General features: G+C 41.8%; 20 protein-coding genes, 1 riboswitch and 1 other annotated feature. Of the genes, 13 read left to right on the top strand and 7 right to left on the bottom strand.

All coding sequences use genetic code 11. The features are described 5' to 3' along the window. Positions 1–88: 88 nt before the first annotated feature. Entirely contained in the window at positions 89–1,369 is a 1,281-nt protein-coding gene (gene aroA, locus A9260_RS07635; RefSeq protein WP_068697723.1) for a 3-phosphoshikimate 1-carboxyvinyltransferase, read from the top strand. A gap of 84 nt (positions 1,370–1,453) precedes the next feature. Here the strand turns inward: aroA and A9260_RS07630 are convergent, their stop codons facing one another. Both A9260_RS07630 and A9260_RS07625 read right to left on the bottom strand, forming a co-directional pair. Further along, a complete protein-coding gene (locus tag A9260_RS07630; RefSeq protein WP_068697722.1) occupies positions 1,454–2,257 on the bottom strand; it encodes a glucosaminidase domain-containing protein in 804 nt (267 codons plus the stop codon). Positions 2,258–2,428: 171 nt separating this feature from the next. Then, on the bottom strand, positions 2,429–2,674 hold the full coding sequence (locus tag A9260_RS07625; protein ID WP_068697717.1) for a YciN family protein: 246 nt from the start codon (positions 2,672–2,674) through the stop codon (positions 2,429–2,431). 245 nt (positions 2,675–2,919) lie between these two features. On the opposite strand from A9260_RS07625, the gene topA reads away from it, so the two are divergent. Beyond that, on the top strand, positions 2,920–5,556 hold the full coding sequence (gene topA / locus A9260_RS07620) for a type I DNA topoisomerase (RefSeq protein WP_068697716.1): 2,637 nt from the start codon (positions 2,920–2,922) through the stop codon (positions 5,554–5,556). Positions 5,557–5,742: 186 nt separating this feature from the next. Next, the gene (locus tag A9260_RS07615; RefSeq protein ID WP_068697714.1) at positions 5,743–7,047 is read left to right on the top strand and encodes an inosine/guanosine kinase; all 1,305 of its coding nucleotides are present in this window, start codon (positions 5,743–5,745) and stop codon (positions 7,045–7,047) included. A 301-nt stretch (positions 7,048–7,348) separates the two neighbouring features. Here A9260_RS07615 and A9260_RS07610 read toward each other — a convergent pair whose 3' ends face one another. Continuing rightward, a complete protein-coding gene (locus A9260_RS07610) occupies positions 7,349–7,771 on the bottom strand; it encodes an H-NS family histone-like protein (RefSeq protein ID WP_068697712.1) in 423 nt (140 codons plus the stop codon). 457 nt (positions 7,772–8,228) lie between these two features. Continuing rightward, positions 8,229–8,413, top strand: a riboswitch (Lysine riboswitch). Positions 8,414–8,502: 89 nt separating this feature from the next. On the opposite strand from A9260_RS07610, the gene A9260_RS07605 reads away from it, so the two are divergent. The 9 genes from A9260_RS07605 (at position 8,503) to hisIE (ending at position 17,893) form a co-directional block, all read left to right on the top strand. After that, positions 8,503–10,098, top strand: coding sequence for a Na+/H+ antiporter NhaC family protein (locus A9260_RS07605; RefSeq protein WP_068697707.1), 1,596 nt, complete (start codon positions 8,503–8,505; stop codon positions 10,096–10,098). 421 nt (positions 10,099–10,519) lie between these two features. Continuing rightward, positions 10,520–10,648: a sequence feature (His leader region), on the top strand. A gap of 44 nt (positions 10,649–10,692) precedes the next feature. After that, positions 10,693–11,589, top strand: coding sequence for an ATP phosphoribosyltransferase (gene hisG / locus A9260_RS07600; protein WP_068697705.1), 897 nt, complete (start codon positions 10,693–10,695; stop codon positions 11,587–11,589). Between the two features lie 3 nt (positions 11,590–11,592). Continuing rightward, positions 11,593–12,888, top strand: a complete 1,296-nt coding sequence (hisD, locus tag A9260_RS07595; RefSeq protein ID WP_068697934.1) for a histidinol dehydrogenase — start codon at positions 11,593–11,595, stop codon at positions 12,886–12,888. A gap of 13 nt (positions 12,889–12,901) precedes the next feature. Beyond that, on the top strand, positions 12,902–13,954 hold the full coding sequence (hisC, locus tag A9260_RS07590) for a histidinol-phosphate transaminase (RefSeq protein WP_068697699.1): 1,053 nt from the start codon (positions 12,902–12,904) through the stop codon (positions 13,952–13,954). A 27-nt stretch (positions 13,955–13,981) separates the two neighbouring features. Further along, positions 13,982–15,055 carry a bifunctional histidinol-phosphatase/imidazoleglycerol-phosphate dehydratase HisB gene (gene hisB, locus A9260_RS07585; RefSeq protein WP_068697698.1) on the top strand — a complete coding sequence of 358 codons (1,074 nt, stop codon included), beginning with the start codon at positions 13,982–13,984 and terminating at the stop codon, positions 15,053–15,055. Between the two features lie 9 nt (positions 15,056–15,064). Then, complete coding sequence (gene hisH / locus A9260_RS07580; protein ID WP_068697697.1) at positions 15,065–15,685, top strand: imidazole glycerol phosphate synthase subunit HisH; 621 nt, start codon at positions 15,065–15,067, stop codon at positions 15,683–15,685. A gap of 28 nt (positions 15,686–15,713) precedes the next feature. Further along, on the top strand, positions 15,714–16,448 hold the full coding sequence (gene hisA / locus A9260_RS07575) for a 1-(5-phosphoribosyl)-5-[(5-phosphoribosylamino)methylideneamino]imidazole-4-carboxamide isomerase (protein ID WP_068697695.1): 735 nt from the start codon (positions 15,714–15,716) through the stop codon (positions 16,446–16,448). Between the two features lie 39 nt (positions 16,449–16,487). Continuing rightward, positions 16,488–17,261 carry an imidazole glycerol phosphate synthase subunit HisF gene (gene hisF, locus A9260_RS07570; protein WP_068697693.1) on the top strand — a complete coding sequence of 258 codons (774 nt, stop codon included), beginning with the start codon at positions 16,488–16,490 and terminating at the stop codon, positions 17,259–17,261. Continuing rightward, positions 17,258–17,893, top strand: a complete 636-nt coding sequence (gene hisIE, locus A9260_RS07565; protein ID WP_068697692.1) for a bifunctional phosphoribosyl-AMP cyclohydrolase/phosphoribosyl-ATP diphosphatase HisIE — start codon at positions 17,258–17,260, stop codon at positions 17,891–17,893. The genes hisF and hisIE overlap by 4 nt, the downstream gene beginning before the upstream one ends. Positions 17,894–18,060: 167 nt before the next feature. Here hisIE and A9260_RS07560 read toward each other — a convergent pair whose 3' ends face one another. The 4 genes from A9260_RS07560 to A9260_RS07545 all read right to left on the bottom strand — a co-directional run bounded on the left by A9260_RS07560 (position 18,061) and on the right by A9260_RS07545 (position 20,745). Then, positions 18,061–18,555 (bottom strand): YchJ family metal-binding protein, encoded by a 495-nt coding sequence (locus A9260_RS07560; protein ID WP_082957018.1) that lies wholly within the window; start codon positions 18,553–18,555, stop codon positions 18,061–18,063. 52 nt (positions 18,556–18,607) lie between these two features. Continuing rightward, on the bottom strand, positions 18,608–19,384 hold the full coding sequence (locus A9260_RS07555) for an EAL and HDOD domain-containing protein (RefSeq protein WP_231892548.1): 777 nt from the start codon (positions 19,382–19,384) through the stop codon (positions 18,608–18,610). An 82-nt stretch (positions 19,385–19,466) separates the two neighbouring features. Further along, complete coding sequence (gene lpxH, locus A9260_RS07550; RefSeq protein ID WP_068697691.1) at positions 19,467–20,186, bottom strand: UDP-2,3-diacylglucosamine diphosphatase; 720 nt, start codon at positions 20,184–20,186, stop codon at positions 19,467–19,469. Positions 20,187–20,250: 64 nt separating this feature from the next. After that, entirely contained in the window at positions 20,251–20,745 is a 495-nt protein-coding gene (locus A9260_RS07545) for a peptidylprolyl isomerase (RefSeq protein ID WP_068697689.1), read from the bottom strand. Positions 20,746–20,901: 156 nt separating this feature from the next. On the opposite strand from A9260_RS07545, the gene cysS reads away from it, so the two are divergent. Continuing rightward, positions 20,902–22,281 (top strand): cysteine--tRNA ligase, encoded by a 1,380-nt coding sequence (cysS, locus tag A9260_RS07540; protein ID WP_068697687.1) that lies wholly within the window; start codon positions 20,902–20,904, stop codon positions 22,279–22,281. Positions 22,282–22,344 lie beyond the last annotated feature (63 nt).

The following is a 22,344-nucleotide window of genomic DNA, read 5'->3' as shown; positions in this document are numbered from 1 at the left end:
GTCTGTTTTTCTGCGTTCAATTTCGATAATCTGAAATGATATTTAACATCATGATTTGGCATAAAATTGCTTTCAAGGAAAACAGTCAATGGAAAGCTTAACTCTACAACAAATATCAAAAGTGAATGGCGAAGTTAATCTGCCGGGTTCTAAGAGTGTTTCTAACCGTGTTTTGTTACTGGCAGCCTTAGCTCAAGGTACTACGCGTTTAACGAACCTACTCGACAGTGATGATATCCGTCACATGCTTAATGCGTTAAAACAGCTTGGGGTTTCATACCGTCTTTCAGAAGATAAGACCACCTGTGAAGTTGATGGCCTAGGCGGTGTATTTAATGCCCCTGATGCTTTAGAGCTGTTTCTAGGTAATGCGGGTACGGCGATGCGTCCTTTAGCCGCGGCATTATGTGCCAGTAAAGGTGAGTTTGTTCTTACCGGTGAGCCGCGCATGAAAGAGCGCCCAATCGGGCATTTAGTGACGGCACTTCGTGAGGCTGGAGCGGAAGTGACTTACCTAGAGAATGATGGATTTCCACCATTGAAAATTCAAGGTACTGGACTTAAATCTGGCGAAGTATCCATCGATGGTTCTATCTCTAGCCAGTTTTTGACCGCTTTTTTGATGAGTGCGCCACTTGCTGACGGTGATATTACGATTAATATTGATGGCGACTTAGTGTCTAAGCCGTATATCGATATCACATTGCACATCATGGAGCAGTTTGGTGTCAGTGTTGAAAATTATGACTACAAAAAATTTATTGTTCGTGGTGGTCAGCATTATGTTGCTCCCGGTGATTTCTTAGTTGAGGGTGATGCTTCATCGGCATCGTATTTCCTTGCGGCAGCGGCGATTGGTGGTGAAATCAAAGTCACGGGCATTGGTAAAGACAGCATTCAAGGCGATATTCAATTTGCTGATGCGCTGCAAGCAATGGGCGCTGAGATTGAGTGGGGCAGTGATTATATTATTGCGCGTAAAGGTGAGCTTAAAGCCGTAGATTTGGACTTTAATCATATTCCTGATGCGGCAATGACCATTGCGGTAGCGGCATTATTTGCAAAAGGCACAACGGCGATTCGTAATGTCTATAACTGGCGCGTGAAAGAAACTGACCGTTTAGCGGCTATGGCAACAGAGCTACGCAAAGTGGGTGCGACAGTGGAAGAGGGTGAGGATTACATTATTGTGACACCACCGGAACAAATCAATCACGCTGCGATAGATACTTATGATGATCATAGAATGGCGATGTGTTTCTCTTTGGTTGCATTTGGCTCTTCTGTCACGATTAATGACCCTAAGTGTACCTCTAAAACATTCCCAGATTACTTTGATAAGTTACTAGGACTGGTTACGGATAAGTAATTTATCTATTGAAATAAAAGCAAATAAAAACGGGCTCCTTAAATAGGAGCCCGTTTTTTTTGTTAGAAAAAGTAACTTAATGGTCTATTTACTTTTAGGTGCTTCTTCCAAGATTGCTTTGTTATGGCGCAGCATGGCTAAGATATCTTTGATGTAGTCATCAGAGCGCTCTGAGTAATTGCTAAGGCCATAAATCAACTGTTCAGCGGTTGGTGTTTTGTGCTGAGCTGTGATGTTGGCACGAAGCTCACGAAAGCCTGAGTACGCTTGGTTGGTATTGAGATTGTCTACATAAGCGGCAACAGAGTCGCCGACTGAGTTAAATGTTGCTACTTCATGAGTCATCCCAGCTTTACGTTGACTAGGTACAACACCACAGCCTTTTTTAAAGCACCATTGACCAAAAAAGTTATTCGCTTGTTTGGCAAATCGAGACGTTCCCCAACCACTTTCATTCGCTGCTTGAATAAGCACTAATTGCTCGGGAATAACATCAACGTGCACTAATAAAGTGTTCATTTCTTTCAAACTGAAATCTTTAATTTCTGTACGATATTGCGCGGCAATTTCAGAGAAAGTATCACGTTCAGATTGAGATAGAGTCTCTTTTTTAGCGAGCTTAGCTTTAAGTGCAACTAACGTATCTCGCTGTTGTTGAACAAAGGCGTTTTTCTTCTGTACATAAGGTTTTATAAAAGCAAAAAACTCACTTTTCTTTTGATGCACATCGGTTATTGCCGCAAAGTCAGGTAAAGGGACTGATTTAAAGCGTAGAGTGGAATTATTGCTTGCCATTCCAAAATGATAAAAAAGTGAAGCAGCTAAAATGATAGCAACACTACCAATAATAATTGCCCCATTTGTTGGTCTGTATTTTTTAAAGCTCACAAATTTTCCTTGTCTGAATATGCTAAAAGTGTGATATCGCTCATTATATGAAAAGGATAATCTGTTAGATATCAGTGTAACCTTATGTTTCGTGATTTAGTGAGTTTTAGATACGTCGAAGATTTGAAAATAACGTAAAAAAAGAGCCCCATTTTAGGAGCTCAATAGACGTTATTGTAGAGTAAATTCTTTAGACAGATGATGCGCTAAGTATTTGAACATATTGAAAACAGCGGTTGTAGTCGGAGTGGGTAAGCCGTTTTCATCAAGGAAGTAATCGCCTTTAAATATCAAGACATCTTCGTTTTCTATTACTGATGTTGCTCTCATCCCTTCTATATAGTCTGCGTGATCTTGGATGATGTTGTTTGCGATCAGTAATAGCTCAAACTCTGAAATCAGTTTTTTATCACTCATATTGTTACCTGTTGTTCTAGTCAATATTGGCGCTAAGTGTACATCGATAATTAAGCAAAACAACAGCAGATTCATGCAAAACAGTCTATCGTTTACGCAAAGCGTGCTGATTGATTTACGCACAAATAGTATCAAAATCGAAAAAATGGGTTGATTTTGTAAAATTATCGCTCAATAGTAAAAAAAGAATCAAAATTCGAGTTTGCATCTTTTGCGAACCAAAATATAGGACAGAACGTTCAGTTATGGGTAAGTCTCTTGTTATAGTGGAGTCACCAGCTAAGGCAAAAACAATTAATAAATACCTTGGTAAAGATTTCATTGTTAAATCCAGTGTTGGTCACGTACGTGATCTACCTACCGCGGGTCAATCCAGCGGTAAAAAGGCTACGCCTATATCCACCAAAGGATTGAGCGCAGAAGAAAAAGAACGCATTAAAAAAGAAAAAGCGAAAAAGTCGCTGATCAAAAAAATGGGTATCGACCCTTATCACAATTGGGAAGCCAATTATCAAATCTTGCCGGGTAAAGAGAAGGTCGTCGCTGAACTTCAAAAACTGGCAAAAGACGCTGACTACGTCTATCTCGCAACCGATTTGGACCGCGAAGGAGAAGCTATCGCATGGCACCTTCGTGAGATCATCGGCGGCGATGAAAAGCGATATAAACGTGTAGTCTTTAACGAAATCACCAAAAATGCCATTCAACAGGCATTTGAAACTCCGGGTGAATTAAATATTGATGGTGTAAATGCTCAACAAGCGCGTCGCTTTATGGACCGTGTTGTAGGATTTATGGTGTCACCGCTGTTATGGAAGAAAGTCGCTCGCGGATTATCTGCAGGGCGAGTTCAGTCTGTTGCAACAAAACTTGTTGTTGAGCGTGAACGTGAAATTAAAGCGTTTATTCCAGAAGAGTTCTGGGACATTCATGCTAATACGGTCACGCAAAGTGCAGCTGATTTTCGTCTGATAGTGGCGCAAAAAAATGGCACAGCCTTTAAACCAACTAACGAAACCGATACCAAAGCGGCATTGAGCTTGTTAGAAAAGGCCGAATACGAAGTTTGTAAACGTGAAGATCGCCCAACCAGAAGTAAGCCATCTGCTCCTTATATTACTTCGACTCTGCAACAAGCGGCGAGTACCCGACTAGGGTATGGCGTTAAAAAGACCATGATGTTAGCGCAGCGTTTGTATGAAGCGGGTTACATCACTTATATGCGTACTGACTCAACTAACTTGAGTAGTGAAGCGGTCGAAAATCTGCGCAGTTTCATTGGTAGCGAATACGGTGACAAGTATTTACCGGCTAAACCACTTGTTTACGGCAGCAAAGAGGGCGCTCAAGAGGCGCACGAAGCGATTCGTCCTTCTAGTGTAGATGTGCAAGAACCTGATCTGGTTGGCGTTGATAAGGACGCTCACAAGCTGTATGCGTTGATTTGGAATCAGTTTGTGGCTTGTCAGATGACACCCGCTCAATACGATTCGACAACCATTAGTGTGAAAGCTGCCGAATTTACGCTAAAAGCCAAAGGTCGAATTCTGAAGTTTGATGGTTGGACTCGTGTTCAACGCCCAATGGGTAAAAACGAAGATCAGATCCTGCCAGAAGTAAAACTAGGCGATACTCTTTCTCTAAAAGAGCTTGAGCCTAAGCAACACTTTACAAAACCAACGGCGCGCTTTACAGAAGCGGCTTTGGTAAAAGAGCTTGAAAAACGTGGTATTGGTCGTCCGTCAACGTATGCTTCTATCATTTCTACGATTCAAGATCGTGGCTATGTAAAAGTAGAACAACGTCGATTCTACGCTGAAAAAATGGGTGAGATTGTTTCGGACCGTTTGGATAACAGTTTCGTCGATTTAATGAACTACGACTTTACTGCGCGAATGGAACAAAAGCTTGACCAAATCGCAGAAGGTGAAGCAACTTGGACACAAGTCCTTGATCGTTTCTTTAAAGACTTCTCGACAGAACTTGAAACGGCTGAGCTTGATTCTGATCAAGGTGGTATGGAACAAAACCATATCGTTATGACGGATATCGAATGTCCAACTTGTTCTCGCCCAATGGGCATTAGAACCGCCTCTACCGGTGTTTTCTTAGGTTGTTCTGGTTATGCACTGCCACCAAAAGAGCGCTGTAAAACCACCATTAACCTAGGTGATGAAGACGGAATTATTAACGTCTTAGAGGAAGATCCAGAGACGGCGGCATTGCGCGCTAAGCGTCGTTGTCCAATCTGTGAAACGGCAATGGATGCTTATCTGATTGATGATAAGCGTAAGCTTCATGTGTGTGGTAATAACCCTAACTGTGAAGGTCATGTTGTCGAGTTCGGCGAGTTTAAAGTGAAGGGCTATGACGGCCCTGTGGTTGAGTGTGATAAATGTGGTTCTGATATGGTGTTGAAAAACGGCCGTTTTGGTAAGTACATGGATTGCACCAGCGAAGAGTGTAAAAATACGCGTAAGATTTTGCGTAATGGCGAAGTGGCTCCACCAAAAGAAGATCCAGTGCATCTTCCTGAATTACCTTGTACTCAGTCCGACGCGTATTTTGTATTACGTGACGGGGCATCAGGTCTATTCATGGCGGCCAGCAATTTCCCTAAATCTCGCGAGACTCGCGCTCCATTGGTTGAAGAGTTGGCTCGATTTAAAGAGAGATTATCACCTAAGTTCCAATACTTAGCGGATGCACCAACAGAGGACCCAGATGGAAGACCAACCGTTGTTCGCTTTAGTCGTAAGAGTAAAGAAAACTATGTTCGTTCAGAAATTGATGGCAAACCATCAGGTTGGACGGGTCTATTTATCGATGGTAAATGGGAAATCACAGATAAACGTAAGAAGCCTAAAGCAAAAGCTGAATAAGGTATTTTTTATCGTTTAACAATGAGAGTCAGTATCGCAGTTAGCGGTCTGGCTCTTTTTTGTTTATTATTTAATCATTCAGCATTAAAAAAAATGAGTTAACCGTTTGCGTTTTGCCGACGTATTGAAGGTCATATTTCTAACGTCTACAATTTCTACATCTATCCTCTCAGTTTTAGAATTTGAATGAAATTTCCTGGCCAGCGTAAATCAAAGCATTATTTTCCCGTTAATACTCGTGATCCTTTAGTCCCTAAAACAAAAACAGACGCGAGCATCAATCAAACTTACGTCGTGGGTGTTGACCAGACTTTGGTGGATATAGAGGCGAGAGTCTCTGATGACTTTATTGCCAAGTTCAATCTAAGCAAAGGCCATTCTTTGGTTATTGACGATCACACCGCAGAGTCGTTGTATAACGAGTTAAAACAACAGCAATTGATCAGTAATGAATACGCTGGTGGCACGATTGGTAATACCTTACATAACTACTCTGTATTAGCGGATGATAAGTCTGTTTTATTAGGCGTTATGAGCGCTGATATTAAGATTGGCAGTTATGGGTTTCGTTACTTGTGTAACACCTCAAGTCGAATGGATTTGAACTATCTGCAAGGGGTTGATGGCGCAATTGGACGTTGTTTTACTCTAATTTCTGACAATGGCGAGCGCACCTTTGCAATTAGTGAAGGCAAGATGAACCAACTCCATCCTGAAAGTATCCCTGAGTCTGTATTTAAAGAAGCGTCAGCGTTGGTACTGACATCTTACCTTGTACGCTGTAAAGATGGCGACCCTATGCCTAAAGCGACCATGAGAGCGGTAGAGTACGCGAAAAAGCATAATGTCCCTGTGGTCTTAACCTTAGGCACAAAGTTTGTGATTCAAGATGACCCGCAATTTTGGGTGGATTTCATTTCAGATCATGTTTCTGTCATTGCGATGAATGAAGAAGAAGCTGAAGCGTTAACTGGAGAGAGCGATCCATTGCTTGCGGCAGATAAAGTTCTTGATTGGGCCGATTTAGTATTGTGTACCGCAGGTCCTGTAGGGCTATTTATGGCTGGATATACCGAAGAATCAACAAAGCGTGAAACATCATTGCCTCTTTTACCAGGAGAGATTGCAGAGTTTAATCGTTATGAGTTTAGTCGTCCGGCTTTAAAATCCCAGTGTCGTACGCCATTAAAGGTCTATTCTCATATTGCACCTTATATGGGCGGGCCGGAAAAAATACAAAATACTAACGGGGCAGGGGATGCAGCGTTATCCGCTCTATTACATGATCTTTCAGCAAATAGTTTTCATAAACAAAACATCCCTAATTCAAGTAAACATGAATATGAATATTTAACGTATTCTTCTTTTTCTCAAGTCTGTAAATATTCTAATCGAGTGAGCTACGAAGTGTTAACACAACACTCTCCTCGACTATCAAAAGGATTGCCGGAAAGAGAAGATAGCTTAGAAGAAGCGTATTGGGAGAGATAATTGCTGTTTGCTTGTAGAATAAAGATAACAGACGCAATTAAATGTTGAGAGAGCAATACTAAGAATTCGGAGTGTAAGGCATTGTGGTGTAGCTTTGTCGTTACTTCACTATTTACTCAGCCGTATATTCTCGGCTGAAAAATTATCGTTTTATACAGAATATTCGCTTATAAATGTGGAACATTTGAGCTGATGTTGAATCCGTTTTTACATGTTGAAAACGTAGCATTAATTTGCGCAAATAAAAAAGCCCCTAATTTAGGGGCTTTTTAGTATCTAATGTAAATCTAATAAATGACTATTACGCTTTAATCAGAAAATCTTCTACAGATTTACCAGCATCAAGTTGAGTTTGAATTGCTGATGGAGTACGGCCTTGGCCTGTCCATGTTTTTTGCTCGCCATTTTCATTTACGTATTCGTATTTAGCTGGACGAGGTGCGCGTTTTGATTTTGCTTTATTTGATTTAGTTGAAGTGTCGCCTGCAACAGCAGCAACGAGTTCTTCAATATCAATACCTTCTTTTAGAAGTTGTTGTGCATATTCAGCAAGCTTTCTTTCTTTTTCTTCACGTACTGCGCGTTCTTCTGCTTCGTTTTCACGACGCTCTTCAACAACAGTTGTTAATTTATCAAGTGCTTCTTCTAGTTGCTCTAGAGTTAGGTCACGAGAAAAAGCGCGAAGGCTACGGATATTAAGGAGTGTTTTTGTGATTTCAGACATATTTGGATCCCATCAGATTAATATCGTCAATAAATATTGACTTAGCAACGTGCACCATCGTGCTACAGAGTAAATCGATTATATAAGAGCTAGTTGTATAATTAAATATAAATTAATTAAATTCAAGAAAATACTAGTGGGATTAATCATTACAGCAATAAATTTATAGTAAGTTTAAACAAAATTGTGTGTAAACAATTCAAGATTCGGCCTAATGATACATATAAATAATGTTTTAAATTACAATCAAATAGAGATAGGGGTCTACAAATGCATGATATATATTAATAAGTTATATTAAAATCATAGCTTTTGTAATGAGCTAATATGAATGGCGTGTTCGCTTTAACACTTGTATAAACTAAGATGGCTTTCTATTGCAATTCTATTTTATGTTAGTAAAATGCTCCGCTCCTAGAACACCTGGTAGCATATTAAAATGTATCAAAGTGTGATTTTTTAGGGTTGAGGTGCAATTATTATCAGTAGTTAGCAATAGGGTGATGCCGTTGTAATTGTTAATGAAAGGAATCGTTGCCGAAACAAGTGCTTTTATCATGAACATTTGTTGGGGTTATTTTCGAAAGAGATAACACTGCCATAGTCTATTGTGTTGTTAAACTATGGAGCGCTATTGTGGGAACCTATCTTTAGGTGGGTTGCTTATTCAACATCTAGTCGAATACCTATCTGCAGTAGATCTCTTACTAATTATATAAATTAAGAAGATCATGAATTTAACGGATTTTGCTTCATCTCCAATCTCTTTACTGCCTCCCTTATTGGCTTTAGGGTTGGCTATTATCTCTCGTCGAGTCCTCCTTTCCTTGGGGACCGGTATACTTTTAGGCGGTTTCCTTTTAGCAGATTATTCGTTTACCGGAGCTGCTAGCTACATTTTTAATACCGTTTATGGCGTATTTATTGAAGACGGTACTATCAATGCTTGGAATATGAGTATTGTCGGGTTTTTATTACTACTTGGCATGCTTACCGCTTTATTGACATTATCGGGTGGTACTCGCGCCTTTGCTCAGTGGGCACAAGAGCGTGTAAAAACCAAACGTGGTTCAAAACTATTAGCTGCCTTTCTTGGAGTATTTATCTTTATTGATGATTATTTCAATAGCTTAGCGGTAGGGGCGGTTGCGCGTCCGGTGACTGACCGTTTTTATGTCTCCCGAGCAAAATTGGCGTATATCTTAGATTCTACCGCCGCTCCAATGTGCGTACTCATGCCAGCATCAAGCTGGGGTGCCTATATTATGACCATTATAGGTGGAATATTAGTCAGCCATAACGTGACAGAATATTCAGCCTTTGGTGCTTACATTCGCCTTATCCCGATGAACTTCTACGCAGTATTTGCACTATTAATGGTGTTTGCTGTTGCGTGGTTCAAAATTGATGTTGGCGCAATGCGCGATCATGAAATCAAAGCGTCGCAAGGTCGAGGTTTTGATAATGATAAAGACGGTAATGAAGTTGATCTTATCGATGAAGATCTAAATATTGAGCAAAGTTCAAGTGGCTGCATTGCCGATCTTGTGTTGCCTATTTTTGCACTTATTATCGCAACGGTTGGTGCAATGATGTATACCGGCGGAGCAGCATTAGTCGATGTTGGTATGCCATTTACCGTGCTTGGTGCGTTTGAGAATACGGATGTGGGTACTTCTCTCATCTATGGTGGTCTGGTTGGTATGACTGTTGCGTTAGGAACCGTACTACGCCAAGGTTTACCTCTACCAAAAATTGGTCATGCATTATGGGTTGGCCTTAAATCAATGTTTGGTGCCATCCTTATTCTGATTTTTGCTTGGTCTATCGGCAGTGTGATTGGCGATATGAAAACAGGATCGTATTTATCCTCTTTAGCGCAAGTTGCAAATATTGATGCGGGTTGGTTACCGGTTATTTTGTTCCTACTGGCAGGCATTATGGCATTTTCAACGGGAACCTCTTGGGGAACGTTTGGCATCATGTTACCTATTGCAGGTGATATGGCTGCGTCTACGGATATCGCTCTTATGTTACCTATGTTAGGGGCAGTATTAGCAGGTTCGGTATTTGGTGATCACTGTTCTCCAATTTCCGATACCACAATTTTGTCTTCAACCGGCGCACGCTGTAATCATATTGACCATGTATCAACACAGTTACCATACGCATTATCAGTGGCGCTTATATCTTGTGTTGGCTTTATTGTTTTGGGAATGACGGATTCAGTGTTGATTTCTTTTGCGGCCGCGAGTGGCGCATTTGTGGCGGTATGTTTTGTACTATCAATTCTGTCGAAGAGTAAGCTGACTTGCCAGAAAGGCTAGCGGGCACAAAACATCATTAAACGATTGAAAGGGAGCTTAGCTCCCTTTTTTACATCCAAAAATGATGACTTTAAGTCTGATACCAATCGTAGTAAATCTCTGATCAGCCTAGCTGGTTAAAACACTTGATAACCGCGTTGAAATTTTTGATTGTAGAATAACTACTTATCAAAAATATTCGCCTTGTTCTCAAGTGTTTTTCCTGCGCTATTTCTGATCATTTACTTACTGTGATTGGTATGAATCCTTGGCTTAGGTAAAAGAAGGTTTGTTAGCAATGGCAAGAGGAATAAGAAAAATAACTCTGAAAACGAATTTTTCACCATTTAACGGTTGCAAAATATTTACCGCTTGGTTAGTGTGTTTGTAAGCCAATTGAATAAGCCTTAAAAAACATGCGCCAACAAGATATGAAAATTCATCATCACCATCATCGCCTATATTAATCTTTCGGGTGAGTTGCGCGTACCCGGGAGATACAGCTCTCGGTGGTTAAATCAATCAATACAGATTTAAACCCTTGGGAGCTAAGCCCCAAGGGTTTTTTCATTTTATACGTTTATTAATTTAGAACATCAGCAAAGGGAATCTGCAATGCAAACACAACGTCTAAGAATTGCTATTCAGAAAAAAGGTCGACTGAGTAAAGAGTGTCAGGAATTATTGAAAAAAAGTGGTGTTAAATTCAACATCATGGGTGAGCGTTTGGTTGCTCATTCTTTAAATACTCCTATCGATCTGTTGCTAGTTAGAGATGACGATATCCCAGGCCTAATTATGGATGGCGTGGTTGATTTAGGTTTTATCGGAGAAAATGAACTAGAAGAAGTTCGTCTTGATCGTAAAGCTAAAGGTGAACCGCATCAGTTTAAATCTTTACGTCGTTTGGATTTTGGTACATGTCGCCTTTCTATCGCGGTTGATAAAGAGTTGGACTATGCCGGTCCTCAAGATCTTGCTGGTAAACGTATCGCAACAAGTTATCCGCACCTACTTAAAGCGTATATGGATGAGCAAGGTATCGACTTTAGTACTTGTATGCTTACTGGTTCAGTCGAAGTGGCTCCTCGCGCAGGGCTTGCCGATGGTATTGCTGATTTGGTTTCAACCGGAGCCACGCTAGAAGCGAACGGTCTAAAAGAAGCCGAAGTTATTTTCCGCTCTAAAGCTACGCTTATTCAGCGTAATGGCGAGTTTGACCAAGAGAAATTGGATCTTATCGATAAGCTACTGACTCGCATGCAAGGTGTACAGCAAGCTAAAGAATCTAAGTACATCATGCTGCACGCACCTCTTGATAAATTAGACGAAGTAACAGCGCTATTGCCAGGGGCAGAAGATCCAACGGTATTACCTCTTTCTACAGATAAATCAAAAGCGGCAATCCACCTTGTTAGCTCTGAGAATCTATTCTGGGAAACGATGGAACAGTTAAAAGAACTAGGAGCAAGTTCAATCCTAGTTCTACCTATTGAAAAAATGATGGAGTAAATGATGAGAACGGTAACTTGGGAATCATTAAGTGCAGAGCAACAAAGCGCGGTACTTCAACGACCAGCGGTAACTGATGGCGCTAATATTACGGCTGCGGTTTCAGCAGTATTAAATCAGGTAAAAAAAGAAGGGGACAAGGCACTACTTGACCTGACTGAAAAGTTTGATGGTGTACGTCCTGAGAATATTCGTGTATCAAATGATGAGATTGAATCTGCATCAGCGCGTTTGTCTGACGAAATGAAAGCAGCACTTAACCAAGCTTACAGTAATATTTCTAAGTTCCACCAAGCTCAAAAGCCTGCGCCATTAAAGGTTGAAACACAGCCGGGTGTGGTATGTGAATTGGTAACACGTCCAATTAATACTGTTGGACTGTATATTCCAGGTGGCAGTGCGCCATTACCTTCAACCGTATTGATGCTTGGCGTACCTTCGCAAATCGCCGGTTGTAATAAAGTGGTTCTTTGTTCACCACCACCGATTGCTGACGAAATCCTGTATGTGGCTAAGTTATGTAATATTGATGAAGTGTATAACCTGGGTGGCGGTCAAGCGATTGGCGCGATGGCTTATGGCACTGATACAGTGGCTAAAGTAGACAAAATTTTCGGTCCTGGTAATGCGTATGTTACCGAAGCGAAGCGTCAAGTGAGTAATGAGTTTGGCGGCGCGGCTATTGATATGCCTGCCGGCCCTTCAGAAGTGATGGTGATTGCCGATGAAACTGCCGATGCTGATTTTGTGGCGGCTGACTTACTGAGCCAAGCCGAGCACGGTCCTGATTCTCAAGTTGTGTTGGTGACGCCATCAGTTCTTATTGCAGATAAAGTGACCGATGCTGTTCAAAAGCAATTGGCGCAATTATCTCGTAAAGACATCGCTCAGCAAGCGTTAGCATCTAGCCTAATTGTGATTTCAGAGTCTTTGACTCAATCTGTTGCGATTTCTAATTACTACGGTCCTGAGCACTTAATTGTTCAAACTCGTAACCCAAGAGAGTTGCTACCGCTACTGGATAATGCGGGTTCAATTTTCCTTGGTGAATGGTCTCCTGAATCAGTAGGTGATTACGCGTCAGGTACTAACCATGTGTTACCGACTTATGGCTACACTCGCACTTGCTCAAGTTTAGGTTTAGCCGACTTTAGTAAGCGTATGACAGTACAAGAGCTTAGCGCTGATGGTTTATCTGCTCTAGCACCAACGGTTGTTACGATGGCAGAAGCCGAAGGTCTTGATGCGCATAAACGCGCCGTGACTATTCGAGTGGAAAAACTATCAGCCATTAAGTAGGAAAGCAGTAGACATGGAAAAGTTAGCTCGTAAACAAGTTCAGGCACTGACCCCTTATTTGTCTGCACGTCGAATCGGTGGCAGTGGTGACGTTTGGCTTAATGCCAATGAATCGCCTTTTGATAATGCGTACACGATTGAAGCATCTCGCTTAAATCGTTATAGCGACTGTCAGCCACCTCAACTTATTAACGCCTACGCCTCTTATGCAGGCGTTACGCCAGAGCAAGTATTGACGTCTCGCGGCGCAGATGAAGGTATCGAGCTTTTAGTTCGTGCCTTTTGTGAGCCGGGTGAGGATGCCATTATCTATTGTCCTCCCACTTATGGCATGTATGCCATAAGTGCTGAAACCATCGGTGTTGAGCGTAAAGTTGTGCCGTTAACCGATGAGTGGCAGTTAGATTTAGCGGCTATTGAACGCAATTTAGATAACAGCAAATTAGTGTTTGTTTGCTCACCTAATAATCCGACCGGTAATTTGATTAAGCGTGAGGATATTATTTCCCTGCTTGAAATGACCAAAGATAAAGCCATCGTGGTAATGGATGAGGCGTATATCGATTTTTGCCCAGAAGCGTCAACAGTCGACTTATTAAAAGATTATCCCAACTTAGCTATTTTACGCACAATGTCTAAAGCCTTTGCTTTGGCAGGGCTACGTTGTGGTTTTACTTTAGCCAATCAAGAGCTTATTCAAGTTTTATTAAAGGTTATTGCACCTTACCCAGTCCCTGTGCCTGTCGCGGATATTGCTTCTCAAGCTTTATCTAAAGAGGGGCTTGAGCGAGCAACCAAGCAAATTACCACCTTGAATACTCATCGTGGCTATATCGAGACTGAGCTTCAAAAGTTGGCGAATGTCACCGTTTATGCCGGTTTTGGTAACTACTTACTAGTTCGCTTTGCGGATGGTGATGCGCTATTTAAAGCCGCGTGGGATGCAGGTATTATTTTACGTAACTCTCCAATTAAAGACTGTGTACGCATTAGTATTGGCAGCCTTGAAGAGTGCAACAAAACACTGGAATTTATTAAGCAACAATTGGCTCAATCTGCAGCGTAGGACGCCGAATTACAATAAGGAATAATAATGAGCACAGCCCAAAAGATTTTATTTATCGACCGTGACGGCACTTTAATTGTTGAGCCACCGGTAGATTTTCAAGTTGATCGATTAGACAAACTGCAATTTGAGCCACTAGTGATTCCTAGTTTATTGGCTCTGCAAGACGCAGGTTACCGTTTGGTCATGGTGACAAACCAAGATGGTCTTGGCACAGATAGCTATCCTCAAGCCGATTTTGATGCCCCGCATGACTTAATGATGCACATTTTTGAATCTCAAGGTGTTCATTTTGATGAAGTCTTGATTTGCCCACACTTTAATGAAGATAACTGTTCTTGTCGCAAGCCAAAATTAGGTTTGGTTCGTGAGTACCTGCAAGCAGGTCGAGTCGACTTTAAAACCTCTGCGGTTATTGGCGATCGTTTAACCGATCTTCAACTAGCAGAGAACATGGCAATTCAAGGTATTCAATACAACCCTCAAAGCTTGGATTGGCCAGCCATTGTCAAAAGACTGACCACTAACCCACGCACAGCAGAAGTGATTCGCACTACCAAAGAAACGGACATTCGTGTTGCGGTCAATCTTGATGAAATCGGCGGTAATAAGATTGAAACGGGTCTTGGCTTTTTTGACCACATGCTTGACCAAATCGCCACACACGGCGGTTTTCAGCTGAAACTTTCTGTTGATGGCGATCTGCACATTGATGATCACCACACTGTAGAAGATACCGCGCTTGCGCTTGGACAGGCGTTAAAAGAAGCCTTGGGTGATAAGCGTGGCATTGGTCGATTTGGCTTTAGCTTGCCGATGGATGAGTGTCTGGCGCAATGTTGTCTTGATTTGTCCGGTCGTGCCTATCTAAAATTTGATGCCAAATTTAGCCGTGAAGAAGTAGGCGGATTTTCTACAGAAATGGCGGTGCATTTCTTCCGTTCATTAGCCGATGGCATGGCGTGTACATTGCACCTGTCTTCTGTCGGTGATAACGATCACCACATTATTGAAAGTCTATTTAAAGCGTTTGGCCGCACTTTGCGCCAAGCGATTAAGGTTGAAGGCACTGAGCTACCGAGTAGCAAGGGAATGTTGTAAGGAGTTAGTGTGGAAAATCAATCACAAACCGTGGTAATTATTGATACTGGATGCGCTAATGTGTCGTCAGTTCGTTTTGCTATAGAGCGTCTAGGTTTTGATGTCAGCATCTCTAAAGATCCTGAGGTTGTTCTTGGGGCCGATAAGCTGTTTTTGCCCGGTGTTGGCACAGCCAGTGAAGCGATGCGTAACTTACAAGAGCGCAATTTAATTGAGCTTGTTAAGCGCGTAGAAAAACCCATGCTGGGCATTTGCTTAGGTATGCAGTTGCTTGGCAAATTATCTGAAGAAAAAGGCCAAAAAGCCGATGAGATTGTTCCTTGTCTTGGCTTGTGTGACGGAGAGGTTCGCAAGCTAGATAGCAAGGACTTACCACTGCCACATATGGGGTGGAATACAGTTTCAGCCACGGCAGGGCATCCGCTATTTAAAGGCATTGAATCGGGCGAGTACTTCTACTTTGTGCACAGCTTTGCGATGCCAGAAGGCGACTATACGATTGCAAGCTGTGATTACGGCAGTCGTTTTAGCGCAGCCATTCAAAGTGGTAATTACTATGGGGTGCAATTTCACCCAGAACGCTCTTCAAAAGCGGGCTCACAATTAATTAAAAACTTTTTAGAGCTGTAGCTCAAATATCAGACTTTAGGGACAAGACGTGATTATTCCAGCATTAGATTTAATTGAAGGTCAAGTTGTTAGATTGTATCAAGGCGATTATGGTCAGGTAACTGAATATAAAGTAGACCCTGCTGAGCAGTTTAATTTATACCATCAAGCGGGCGCAAATTGGCTGCATTTGGTGGATTTAACGGGCGCTAAAGATACCACCGCTCGTCAGTTAGACTTGATTGGCAAGCTACTAAAAAGTACCCCTGCTAATATTCAAATTGGCGGCGGCGTGCGAACTGAGCAAGATGTGATTGACTTGCTTGATGCTGGCGCTGAGCGTGTCGTAGTGGGTTCAACAGCGGTTAAGCAACCTGAGCTTGTCAAAGGCTGGATGGAAAAATACGGCCCTGAACATATTGTTTTAGCTCTGGATGTGAATATTGATAGCGAAGGCAAGCGTCACGTTGCCGTTTCGGGCTGGCAAGAAGATTCGGGCGTGACTATCGAAGCGCTATTGGATGATTTTCTGACCGTCGGCCTAAAGCATGTACTGTGTACCGATATTTCAAAAGACGGCACATTGACAGGCTCTAACGTTGAGCTGTACGTCGATCTTTGCCAGCTTTACCCACAAGTACACTTTCAATCTTCAGGCGGCATTGGCAGCTTGAGTGATATTGAAGCACTAAAGGGCAGTGGTGTACGCGGCGTGATTGTCGGTCGTGCATTACTGGACGGTAAGTTTACCGCTGAGCAAGCATTTGCAAGCTGGAAATCGTAGCAGTAAATAGATTTAGCTTTTAAAAGGATTGAAGGTGTTATGTTAGCAAAGCGAATAATTCCTTGTTTAGATGTACGAGACGGACAGGTTGTTAAAGGTGTTCAGTTTCGTAACCATGAAATCATTGGTGATATCGTTCCTCTAGCTCAGCGTTATGCTGAAGAGGGCGCCGATGAGTTGGTATTTTATGATATTACCGCTTCAAGTGACGGTAGAGTGGTAGATAAAAGCTGGGTTGCTCGCGTAGCCGAAGTGATTGATATCCCATTCTGTGTTGCTGGTGGCATAAAAACAGCCGAAGATGCCTCACGCATTTTAGAGTTTGGTGCTGATAAAGTGTCAATTAACTCACCGGCGCTGGCTAACCCTGAGTTAATTACTCACTTAGCCGATAAGTTTGGCGTGCAATGCATTGTGGTGGGTATTGATTCTTACTTTGATAAAGAAACCGGTAAGTATCAGGTTTATCAGTTTACGGGTGACGAAGCGCGCACTAAAGCAACGCAATGGGAAACGAAAGACTGGGTGCAGGAAGTTCAGCGTCGCGGAGCCGGTGAGATTGTATTAAACATGATGAACCAAGATGGCGTTCGTAATGGCTATGATACTACACAGCTGAATATGGTTCGTGAAGTGTGTAAAGTGCCTTTGATTGCATCAGGCGGAGCCGGCGCAATGGAGCATTTTGCGCAAGTATTTAATGAAACTAATGTAGATGGTGCTTTAGCTGCCTCTGTATTCCACAAACAAATCATCAATATTGGTGAGCTAAAACAGTACCTTAAAACCCAAGCAGTCGAGGTGAGAATATGAGTTTTACAGTAAGTGAGCTAACAACGTTAGCAGAAAGAATTGATTGGGATAAGGTTGATGGTTTAGTGCCAGCAATCGTACAGGATTTTACCTCTAGCCAAGTGTTGATGATGGGCTATATGACGCCTGAAGCACTGCAAAAATCAGGTGAAACTGGGTTAGTTACGTTCTTCTCTCGCACTAAACAGCGCTTGTGGACTAAAGGTGAAACCTCAGGTAATGGTCTACGACTAAAAAACATTGCTTTAGATTGTGATAACGACACCTTGTTGGTAAAAGTTGAGCCTGTCGGCCCTACTTGTCATACGGGCACAACTACCTGTTGGGACGCTGATAAGCAAGAAGAGTCGCAAATGGTTTGGCTTCATCAGCTTGAAACTTTGCTGGGCGAGCGTAAGTTTGCCGATCCTGATTCTTCCTATACTGCCAGTTTGTATGCCCGTGGCACCAAACGTATTTCGCAGAAAGTGGGCGAAGAAGGCGTTGAAGTCGCGCTTGCGGCGACGTCGGGTGATAAGGCGGAATTAGTGTGTGAGTCTGCTGATCTTATCTATCACTTGCTTGTGTTGCTAAACGATCAAGAGCTGTCTTTAAATGATGTGGTCAACAAACTAAAAGAACGTCATAAATAGACCCGCTTTCTAGGTTATTAAGATAAGTTATTAAGATAGCTTATTGAGAGAGTTTATTGAGATACGTTACAGAGGAGGCCACTGTTTAATTCAGTGGCTTTTTTATACAATAACAGTAAGTAAATGTTCAACTAGGCTGAACAGAGATTTACTATGATTGGTATGATTTACGCGCCGCAGCACTTTTTGTATTTTTTGCCACTGCCGCATGCACAAGGATCATTGCGCCCAACCGCTGGTTTTTTTACCGCAAGAGGGTAGTCATACATCTCACCATCAATATAAAACCATTGTCCTTCTTCTTTTAAAAATCGCGACTTCTCAGTAAAGCTATATTGGCGTTTATCTTCGATAAAATAGGCATTAAAGGTGACAAAACCTTCGTTGTCATGACTGCCTTGTGCGCTTTCTACTACTTCTAATTTAGTCCACTCTCCATGTACTGACTCTGCAATAGCATCGGCTTCTGCTTGGGCATTACAATTAGGATGGTAAGTATCAATGACAAATTGGACTAGGTCGAGTTCGTGGGCACAGTAACGCGCACGCATGAGTTGCTCAGGTTGCAGGGCATTTCGAGGGTCTAAGTGGATTGGTTGACAGCAATCTTTATAAAGTTTCTTGCTATGACAACGGCAAGCAGACGTAGCGATACTATTCATAGATGGGCTTTAATTAACAAAATTTTGTTGATTATACACCCATTAGTTAAATTTATTGACTGCGATTCACTTTAGAAAAGGCAATGAACTGATGATAGGGGGATGCTTCAATCTCATTGGCTACTAAGGTATCTGGTAGGGTAATCGCATCGGCTTCTGGAAATTGAGTATGATGGATTTGTTTATGCAGTTTATAGTAGTGAATAGGGTAACTGTCGTTGAGTATTTGTTTTTTGAGTAATTCTGGTTTTGCTAGGTAGTAGCCTTGAAAACGGTGGAACCCAAATCTAAGCGCTTGTTGATATTGATCATAATCTTCAATTTTTTCAGCGACATACACAATGTCAAATTCGCTATGTGATTGCATGAAGGCATAGGAATCTTCAAGAGAATACAACTGAATATCAAACTTAATGATCGAGATAAAAGGCAGCACCGGCTCCCAGAGTTCTGAAGGTATAAAATCATCAAGAGCGATTTTATAACCGCGTAAGTGCAGATCTTTTATGGCACTAATTAATGCAGGACTTGGAGAATCTCCCTCTAAAACTTCAATGATTAAGTGCTCAGGAGGAAGGCATAAAGGTAGACCTTGAATAATGCTGTCGTGGGTAAAATTGATATAAGCATCAACCCCTTTTAGCAATCGATGTGATTCATCAAGTAATAAATCGACCAAAATTGAACAAGTGGCATATTCCCCATTGATTTTAGGGCATCGATTTAATGGGCTATTTCTATACAGCAACTCAAAGGCGACGGTATTACCATTTCGGTCTGAGATCGGTTGGCGTGCAATATAAGAGCTATACACAAAAAAAGTCGTCATTCATAAGGGGTACATTCAATATATCGGTTATCAGGTCACTTTTAATTGTGATAAATCAAAAGTGTTGTTGGATGAAGCCATATCACTCACTAAATGGATGATTGTACAGGCGAGTGCTTTGTTGTGTTACTTCAAGTATTGAGGCTTGGGTATACCAGTCACCTAACACAATGCGTTTTTTTCCCTGATCCAGATTATGAATGTTAGGGCGGTGAGTATGTCCATGAATCATGTTTTGCGCATGGTGTCTTTGCATTGCATCCATAACCGCATCTTGGTTCACATCCATAATGTCGTAAGATTTAGTTTGTTTTTGGCTATTGGCATTGTTTTGTACTTTCTTGACCAGTTTACGACGAAAAGAAAGGGGAATGCGGTTATACAACCATTGCAGCCATGGCATGTGCATTTTTTGACGAAATTTTTGATATTTTACATCATCGGTACAAAGAGTATCACCGTGTAAAAGCAGTGTCGGAATGCCGTACAGATCAATTAATGTTTCATCGCCAAGCAGTGTCGCACCACTTTTTTTCTCAAATTTCTTGCCAACCAGAAAGTCTCTATTGCCTTGAGTAAAAAAGCAAGGCGTGCCCGAATCGACTAAAGTTCGGATTTCATTCATCACTGTTTTGTTTAGTGGGCAATCATCATCGTCACCAACCCAAAACTCAAATAAGTCACCCAGAATATAGACAGCATCCGCGTTAGGTGCGTCTTCACGCATAAAACGAATAAAAGCTTCAGTCATTGCATGGTGGGAAGGCGTTAGGTGAAGATCGGAGATAAACAGTGTGCGCATCGGCATGGGTTCCATTTAGGTTAAAAAACCGCTTCAAATAGAATTTAAAGCGGTTTGTAATGCATTACTCAGCGATTGTTGCGCTAGTAATGATAACTTCTTCTAAAGGAACGTCTTGGTGCATGCCCATGCTACCAGTGCTCACGCCTTTAATTTTGTTTACAACGTCCATGCCGTCAGTCACTTTACCAAATACACAGTAACCCCAACCATTCATGTCTTCTGATTTAAAATCCAAGAAAGTGTTGTTGTTGATGTTGATAAAGAACTGTGAACTCGCTGAATGCGGTTCCATAGTACGTGCCATTGCGATTGTACCAACCGCATTGCTAAGACCGTTGCTTGCTTCGTTTTTAATGGTATCGCGAGTTGGTTTTTCGCGTAGACCAGACGTCATACCGCCGCCTTGGATCATAAAGCCATCGATAACACGGTGGAACAAAGTGTTGTCGTAGAAACCATCTTTACAATACTGAACAAAATTTGCTGCTGTAATTGGAGCAAGTTCGTGGTTCAGTTCTAGTGTGATGTCACCGTGATTGGTGTGAAGGGTGATCATAAGAGCGTCCTTAACGTTTTTAATAGAGAGATCGCCTCAAATTCTAACCAAACTGTCAGCACAATCAACCGCTAACCGAGTTTTATGTTACTTATGTAGTTATGTGTTGGTATACTAGCCACATTATTTCCACTTGTAGAAGTTAAAGCTGAAGAAATGCTCAAGATATACAATACGCTGACGCGCCAAAAAGAAGAATTCAAACCCATCAATGCAAAGAAAGTTGGAATGTATGTGTGTGGAGTGACGATTTATGACTTATGTCATATTGGTCATGGTCGTACATTTGTTTCTTTTGATGTCGTGTCACGCTATCTGAGATATCTTGGCTATGATTTAACTTTTGTTCGTAATATCACCGATATCGATGACAAAATCATTAAGCGTGCAGCTGAGAACAATGAAACCTGCGAAGTGCTTACAGAGCGTCTAATCGCTGAAATGCATGCTGATTTTGATGCATTGAATATGAAGCGCCCAGATATTGAGCCTCGTGCGACTGACTTTATTGATGAAATTATTGCACTTGTGCAAAAGCTGATTGAACGTGGCTTTGCTTATGTCGCAAGCAATGGCGATGTTATGTTTGAGGTCAGCAAATTTGGCGAATATGGCAAACTATCAAAACAAGATCTTGAGCAACTGCAAGCGGGTGCTCGTGTTGATATTGAAACCGCAAAACGCAGTCCTTTAGATTTCGTGTTGTGGAAAATGTCTAAACCCGGTGAGCCAACATGGGAATCTCCATGGGGTGACGGTCGTCCAGGCTGGCACATCGAATGTTCAGCAATGAATTCATCTATTTTGGGTGATCATTTTGATATTCATGGCGGTGGTTCAGACTTGCAATTCCCTCACCATGAGAATGAAATTGCTCAGTCTTGCTGTGCTCACGATACCCAGTATGTTAATACTTGGATGCACAGTGGCATGGTGATGATTGATCAAGAGAAAATGTCTAAATCTCTTGGTAACTTCTTTACTATTCGTGATGTGTTAAAACATTACGACACAGAGACAGTACGTTACTTCTTAATGTCTGGTCACTACCGTAGTCAATTAAACTACAGTGAAGATAACTTAAATCAGGCTCGTGCATCACTAGAGCGTCTATACACCTCTTTGCGTGGACTCGACAGCACAGCAACACCTGCTGGTGGTGAAGAGTACGTTTCTCGCTTCTCAACGGCGATGAACGATGATTTTAATACACCAGAAGCATACGCTGTATTATTTGAGATGGCTCGTGAAGTCAACCGCTTAAAGGGTGCAGAACTTGAGAAAGCCAGCCAACTAGGCGCGCTAATGCGTGAACTCGCTGATGTTATTGGTATTCTACATCAAGACCCAGACGCTTTTTTGAAAGGCGGTCAAGCTGAAGACGACGTGGCAGAAATTGAAGCGCTAATTAAATTGCGTAACGACTCTCGTGCATCCAAAGATTGGGCCAACGCTGATTTAGCTCGTGATAAATTAAACGAGATGAAGATTGTTCTAGAAGACAGCGCACAAGGTACGACTTGGCGTCGTAAGTAGCTGCCGACCTAGTATAAATAGGGCTGATGTTTATCAGCCCTTTTCTTTGACTAATCAAAAGTA

The organism is Vibrio sp. UCD-FRSSP16_30, from assembly GCF_001676025.1.
Taxonomy (GTDB): domain Bacteria; phylum Pseudomonadota; class Gammaproteobacteria; order Enterobacterales; family Vibrionaceae; genus Vibrio.
The sequence above is the reverse complement of the archived record's forward strand: the minus strand, read 5'-3'. Positions and strand labels throughout refer to the sequence as shown.